The organism is Haladaptatus sp. (genome assembly GCF_049589095.1).
GTDB lineage: Archaea > Halobacteriota > Halobacteria > Halobacteriales > Haladaptataceae > Haladaptatus.
In genome coordinates this window covers 1-6,179 of record NZ_JBAWAC010000181.1, presented here as the reverse complement: position 1 = coordinate 6,179, position 6,179 = coordinate 1, and the positions used below count along the sequence as shown (strand labels likewise).

General features: G+C 62.1%; 7 protein-coding genes. 5 read left to right on the top strand and 2 right to left on the bottom strand.

Going from position 1 to position 6,179, the window contains the following annotated elements:
• Positions 1-252 (bottom strand): bacterio-opsin activator domain-containing protein (locus tag WBV42_RS06110; protein WP_423985236.1); only part of this gene is annotated, 252 nt, incomplete at its 3' end.
• A gap of 369 nt (positions 253-621) precedes the next feature.
• Between WBV42_RS06110 and WBV42_RS06105 the strand changes: the two genes are divergently transcribed.
• Entirely contained in the window at positions 622-795 is a 174-nt protein-coding gene (locus tag WBV42_RS06105; protein ID WP_253226273.1) for a hypothetical protein, read from the top strand.
• Positions 796-878: 83 nt separating this feature from the next.
• Positions 879-1,613 (top strand): archaeal proteasome endopeptidase complex subunit beta, encoded by a 735-nt coding sequence (psmB, locus tag WBV42_RS06100; RefSeq protein WP_066146544.1) that lies wholly within the window; start codon positions 879-881, stop codon positions 1,611-1,613.
• Here psmB and WBV42_RS06095 read toward each other — a convergent pair.
• On the bottom strand, positions 1,610-3,112 hold the full coding sequence (locus tag WBV42_RS06095) for a hypothetical protein (protein ID WP_423985235.1): 1,503 nt from the start codon (positions 3,110-3,112) through the stop codon (positions 1,610-1,612). The genes psmB and WBV42_RS06095 overlap by 4 nt on opposite strands.
• A 278-nt stretch (positions 3,113-3,390) precedes the next feature.
• Between WBV42_RS06095 and ligA the strand changes: the two genes are divergently transcribed.
• The 3 genes from ligA to WBV42_RS06080 all read left to right on the top strand — a co-directional run.
• Entirely contained in the window at positions 3,391-5,037 is a 1,647-nt protein-coding gene (ligA, locus tag WBV42_RS06090; protein WP_423985234.1) for an ATP-dependent DNA ligase LigA, read from the top strand.
• 97 nt (positions 5,038-5,134) lie between these two features.
• Entirely contained in the window at positions 5,135-5,503 is a 369-nt protein-coding gene (locus WBV42_RS06085; RefSeq protein ID WP_423985233.1) for a YkvA family protein, read from the top strand.
• An 84-nt stretch (positions 5,504-5,587) separates the two neighbouring features.
• Positions 5,588-6,179: MBL fold metallo-hydrolase (locus WBV42_RS06080; protein WP_423985232.1), on the top strand; the 592-nt coding region annotated here is incomplete at its 3' end.

The following is a 6,179-nucleotide window of genomic DNA, read 5'->3' as shown; positions in this document are numbered from 1 at the left end:
CGCCCAAACGACTCGACAGAGGGCACCGTCTTCGGTTCTGCTGAGAACCTCCATGGAATCGATGGGTGATTGATCGAACGCGACGGTATCGAGAAACGCCGGGTCGGCGGTCGCGACCCAGACGAAGGGAATCGAGTACTCCCGTGTCGGAACGATTTGTTCCAGTTCGATTCGAACGTCGGAACGATACTGGAACAACTCGTGGAGTGCGAATTCCTCTCGTGGGAGTCGAAGTTCGACGACGACGTTCACGGATATCCATTCGTGGCCACACGCGTCAATCCTTTCGGCTAGCTGGATGACAGTATGAGCGCTGGTTTCATGGGGTGATGTGTGGTTTCAGGAGGTGATGTGCACGGTGTTCACGCGTAGCGTGGAGCAAAATCGGAACGATATCGCGCATGAGACGATGATGATGCTCATAACTTACGCATATTGATGACGTTGGAATGGCGTGACCATCGTCGTCGTCCGGACCGAACCCGTCTAAAATTGTGCATTACACAAGTGTGTTTGAATCGATAGACGGCAGCGCCCCGATAGGGAGGTATAAATCGTTATGAATATTTCAGAGCAATAACGGATTTATAGGGGTGCGGCTCAGGGACGGGTGAAGTTGCAATGTTCGCACCGATACGACGCGCGACACTGTTTGCCCTGTACCAGATGAGCGTATTCGCCGGAATCTGTCTGCTTCCGGTCGCCCTCGTCGCTCGACGTGCAGGTGTTCCGTTCCCGATGCACCGAATAATGGCCTCCCTCGAAAAGACCTACGAGAACACCAAGCGCGCATAATCGAAATCGGCGGTTCGTTTTTCTCCGGCAGTCACACCCCGGAAGGGTTGGTTTTATCAGTGCTGACGGACTACGGTCGGGTAATGCGTACTCCAATGCACGGTTCCGACTTCTCGCGTAATCTGGAGCGTTTCGGCGGCAACGACACCAGCCCGTACGAGCCGGAAATCGGTTCGCTCCCCGAGAACAACTTCTCGAAGGACGATATGAAAAACGTCAACAAAACCGGGACGACCACCATCGGTCTCACGACCGGCGAGGGCGTCGTCATGGCGACCGATATGCGCGCCAGCCTCGGCGGTCGCTTCGTCTCCAACAAGAACGTCCAGAAGGTCGAACAGATCCACCCGACGGCCGCACTGACGATGGCCGGGTCGGTCGGTGGTGCACAGTCGTTCATCCGAACGATGCGCATCGAATCCAACCTCTATGAGTCCCGACGCGGCGAGCAGATGAGCATGCAGGCCCTCTCGACGCTCGCGGGCAACATGCTCCGTAGCGGCCCGTTCTTCATGGTTTCGCCCATCCTCGGCGGTATCGACGAGGAAGGCGCACACATCTACAGCCTCGACCCCGCCGGTGGCGTCATGGCCGACGACTACACCGTCACGGGTAGCGGGATGCAACTCGCCTACGGTGTCCTCGAACAGGATTACGAGGAAGGTCTCTCGAACGAGGAAGCGAAGGCCGTCGCCGCACGCGGTATCAAGAGCGCCGTCGAGCGCGACACCGGCAGCGGCAACGGTGTCTTCCTCGCCGAGATCACCGAGGAAGGCGTCGATATCACCGGGCACAAGGACTTCGACGAGGTCCTCTAATTCCAGTCAGTAAAGCTGCCGTCGAGTAACGTCTCTTTCTGTTGGTCGATGTAGGCACGTTGCATGCCCGAGATAGCATCCTCCAGCGACGCCCCATCGTCCAGCCGTTCTTTTACCTCCCGTTTCTTCCAGTCCGCGGGCGTCACATGGTGGCGCGCGCGCTGTCGGAGCGGATAGAGGTATTTTGCCGCCTGTTCGTCCGACAATCCCCGCGCTTGCAGACCGTCCTTCGCGTGGGCGAACAAGTCGCTGAACAACTCGTCCGTCTCCGTCGTCTCCTCACCGGAATTCGTGATCCAGTAGAGGTCGGCGTCGAGTCCGTCGCGCATGGCGTTGTAGAAGTTGTCCCGTGCGACGACCCAATCCAGATGGTGCACCGGGTGCTCCCGGCGGAACGTACTCTCCAACAACCCCGCGAACGCCGCCTGAAACGCGATGGAGTCGCGGACCGTCGGTTGCGCGGCGATGGGGCGGAACTCGATACGCGCGTTCGCGTCGGCGCGCGTGGACCCGCCGAACACCGGACGAACCCACCGCCAGTAGGTGCCGTGTTTCAACCGGAAATGCGCGAACTCGTCGTCGAAGCGGTCCGAGCGGGAGACGGGCATCGGCACGATGGTGCGGTCGTTGACCACGTCGTCGATAGCGTCCGCCGCCGATTCGATGTCGTCCGGGAATCGAACTTTGCCGGGGTCGTCGGCGTTCAACACCGACTCGAAGACGTGGATACGGTTCTCCATCCACGCCTCGTCCACAATCTCCTCGGCTGGCGCGTCTTCGTACAGATCCGGCGGGAAGAAGGGTGAGTTGACGCTGAGGGCCAACAGCGGGGCCGCGATACGGGTCGCGTACTCGAAGTACGTCGGCAGGTCGCGGGCGTGTGGCACCTGATAGTGCGGTTGGATGGACGTGATGAGGCTCTCGGGCATCACCGTCTTCGAGGTCAGCGAGACGTGCGGCGCGTCGAGTTCCATCCCGACGGCCTCCCCCGTGTTCGCCATCGCGTGATACCGCACCGAGTTGCTCATGTTCGCCGCTATTTGAACCCCGTCGTCCTCGACGCCGTCGGTGAGATACCGTCTCGCCGTCTCGCCGGTCGGCGGAATCGTCCAGAGACCATCGCTCACGAGGCGCATTCCTTCGGCTCCAGCCCGGTCTTCGGCCGCGGAGAGGCGGGCTTTCACCTCGGATTCCTGTGCCGCCAGCCCGTACTCGTTCAGCGGCTGAGGACTCGTGGACATCTCGGCATTGTGCAGGCCGAGTTCCTTCTCGAAGCCGATGAGCGACAGGAGCCTGCGCGGAACCCGCGAGAGCGCCTTCGTCTCACCGTCCACGGCGTAGAACTCGTACTCGAACCCGACGATGGCCTGCGGGTTGTCGAACGTGCCGTCCTCCAGTTCCCGTTTGATGACCTCTGCGTCCTCCTCGACACGAGCCTGAAACTCCTCCCTGTCTACCGTCAACACGTCTTTTACCTGCGACGCAAGGTCCGAAGTCATGCGAGGGGGTGTGCGGTCCAGACGCTTCAATCCACGGGCTTTCTCGTTGTGATGGTGAGTGAACTATCGTGTTGATTTGGTTCTGCTGTGCGTACAAGTGTCGGGGGAGATTACGCTACGGTGAAGTGGTACTTCCGCCGTGATTTCGATTCACTCCTACTTCTCTCGAACGCACCCATCACGAAAGAAGACGAGTTCAGTCAGAACTCATTCTAGCCGCCGTCGTCCCCGAAATCGAAAGCCGTGTGCTTAACTCCGATCGAGAATAACGCCCGATAATGGAGTTCGCGGCATTCGCCGAGGTGACCGGGGAGATCGAGGAGTTGAGTGCGGATACCGACATCATCGACGCGGTGACCGACCTCCTCTCGTCGGCGAACGACGACCTGGACGTGCTGGCGCGGTTCGTACAGGGGCGGGTGTTTCCGGCGTGGGATTCGACGACGCTGGACATCGGCCCGAACCTGTGTTACACGGCCATCGCCCGCGCCGCCGGGCAGAACGTCTCGGCGGACGACGTCGAGGACCGACTCGCCGAGTTGGGGGACATCGGCGCGGTGGCGGCGAGTTACGATTTCGGGGGACAACGGGGACTCGCGGCGTTCGGTGCCGGGCAGGACGAACTGACCGTCGCGGAGGTGGCGAACGAACTCGACGCGCTCGCCACGACCGAGGGGTCGGGCAGTCAGGACACGAAAATCGACATCCTCTTCGGACTGTTCAACCGCACCGATTCCGACGAAGCCCGATATCTGGCCCGCCTCGTCCTCTCGGAGATGCGGATCGGCGTCGGCCAGGGGACGGTTCGGGACGCCATCGCGGCGGCATTCGACGTGCCGGTCGAATCGGTCCAACGCGCCCTGCAGGTATCGAACGACTACGGACGAGTGGCCCGAGTCGCCCGCGACGAGGGCGAATCCGGGCTCGATGAGCTACAACTCGAAGTCGGGCGACCGGTGCAGGCGATGCTCGCGCAGGCTGGCACCGTCACGGACGCGCTGGAGGATTGGGAGCGAGCGGGCGTCGAGTGGAAGTTCGACGGCGCGCGGGTGCAACTGCACTACGACGGCGAGGAGGTTCGGATCTTCTCGCGAAACATGGAGGAGGTGACGAACCCGCTGCCCGAAATCGTGGAGTACGCGGAGGAGAACCTCACCGCTCCGGCCATCGTGGACGGCGAAGTCGTGGCGATGGCGGACGGCGAACCGCTGCCGTTTCAGGAGGTCCTCCGGCGGTTCCGACGCAAACACGACGTGGCGCGTGCCCGCGAGGAGGTCGCCGTCGAACTCCGGGCGTTCGACTGCCTCCACGCCGACGGCGAGGACCTGTTGACCGCGCCGCTCACCCAGCGCCACGACCGGCTTCAAGTGATTCTCTCCGGCGGGGTATCCGCGCTCACGGTCACGGGAGACGAGGACGAAATCGCGGCCATCGAGGAGAACGCGCTCGATGCGGGCCACGAGGGCATCATGCTCAAGAACCCCGATTCGACGTACTCGCCGGGTCGTCGCGGGAAGAACTGGCGGAAACGAAAGCCCGACGTGGAAACCGTGGACCTCGTCGTCACCGGCGCGGAGTGGGGCGAGGGTCGCCGGGCGAGTTTCCTCGGGACGTTCCTGCTCTCGGCACGAACCGAAAACGATGAATTCGAAACCCTCGGCAAAGTCGCCACTGGAATCACGGACGAGGAACTCGCCGAACTGACCGAACTGCTCGAACCGCACATCGCCACGCAGGACGGGCAGGTCGTGGACCTCTCCCCGGAAGTCGTCTTCGAGGTGGGCTACGAGGAAATCCAGCAGTCCCCGACTTACTCGTCCGGGTTCGCGCTTCGGTTCCCACGGTTCCTCGGCGTGCGCGACGACAAGACGCCCGAGTCCGCCGATTCGTTGGAACGGATCGAGCGGCTGGCTGAGATGCAGTAACGGTCGAACTCGCGTTCCGAGGACACGACGTTCCGCTCGACCTGCGCACCGTCTCCGGACGGAACGATTATTTTCGCCAATCACGACCACCCGAACGATGCCGAACTGGCGCGACCGGGCCCGTGACCTCCGCCGCGAAGTCACGGCGTTGGCGATTGCTGGCCGTGACCCCCGGACGCCGTGGTACTCGAAAGTTATCGTCCTCGTGACGGTCGGACTTGCCGTCAGCCCCATCGACCCGATTCCGGACTTCATTCCCGTCCTCGGCTACGCGGACGACGTGGTGTTCATTCCCCTTGGCGTGTACCTCGCCCGGCGGGGCATCCCCGACGACGTGATGGCCGACGCGCGCCAGAAATCGAAAGATCGGGAGACGGAAGACGGCGTGGTTGGATGGATCACTGCCGTGTCGATCCTGCTGTTTTGGGTCGTCGTCGGAGTCCTACTCTGGTATTTCTTCGTCTAACTGGCATTTTCTCGGCCAATCGGACCGCCACCGACGATCTCCGCCATCCGAATCCTTTTTTCGGAACCCCGCCTATCGAATCCCATGACTGTGCGACACGGCGGACTGACGGTGGACTGGTTCGGCTACGCGACCGTGCGTCTCGAAACCGACGACGGGTTCGTCGCGTACATCGACCCCGGACGGTACGGGGTTCTGACCGGTGAATGGGAACCGGACAGCCCCGACGCCGCCCACCCAGAACCGGTGGATTATCGAGCGAAGGACGGGGACGTCGTCTTTGTCACGCACGATCACCACTACGATTCGGACGGCATCGAGCGCGTCGCGGCGGACGACGCCACGCTCGTCGTCTACGACGGCGTGAACCCGGACGAGATCGACCGTGACGTGAAACCGCTCTCCGAACTGCCCTACGACATCGTTCGAATCGGCGAGGAGGACCACGTGACGGTCGGTCCCTGTGATGCGTGGTCGGTTCCGGCGTACAACGAGGAGGGCGGCCCACACGTCCAAAGCAACGGTGAGCCAGTGCATCCGAAAGGGTTCGGCGTCGGCTACCTGCTGTCGCTCGCCGGAACGACCGTCTTTTGGCCCGGCGACTCCGACGTGTTGGACGGCCACCGTGAACTCGACGTGTCGCTGTTCTTGCCGCCCATTGGCAGGAGTTTCACGA

Excerpts from the sequence above, each read along its gene's own strand:
- WBV42_RS06105 (WP_253226273.1), top strand. The coding sequence starts at position 622 with ATGTTCGCACCGATACGACGCGCGACACTGTTTGCCCTGTACCAGATG.
- psmB (WP_066146544.1), top strand. The coding sequence starts at position 879 with ATGCGTACTCCAATGCACGGTTCCGACTTCTCGCGTAATCTGGAGCGT.
- WBV42_RS06095 (WP_423985235.1), bottom strand. The coding sequence starts at position 3,112 with ATGACTTCGGACCTTGCGTCGCAGGTAAAAGACGTGTTGACGGTAGAC.
- WBV42_RS06085 (WP_423985233.1), top strand. The coding sequence starts at position 5,135 with ATGCCGAACTGGCGCGACCGGGCCCGTGACCTCCGCCGCGAAGTCACG.
- ligA (WP_423985234.1), top strand. The coding sequence starts at position 3,391 with ATGGAGTTCGCGGCATTCGCCGAGGTGACCGGGGAGATCGAGGAGTTG.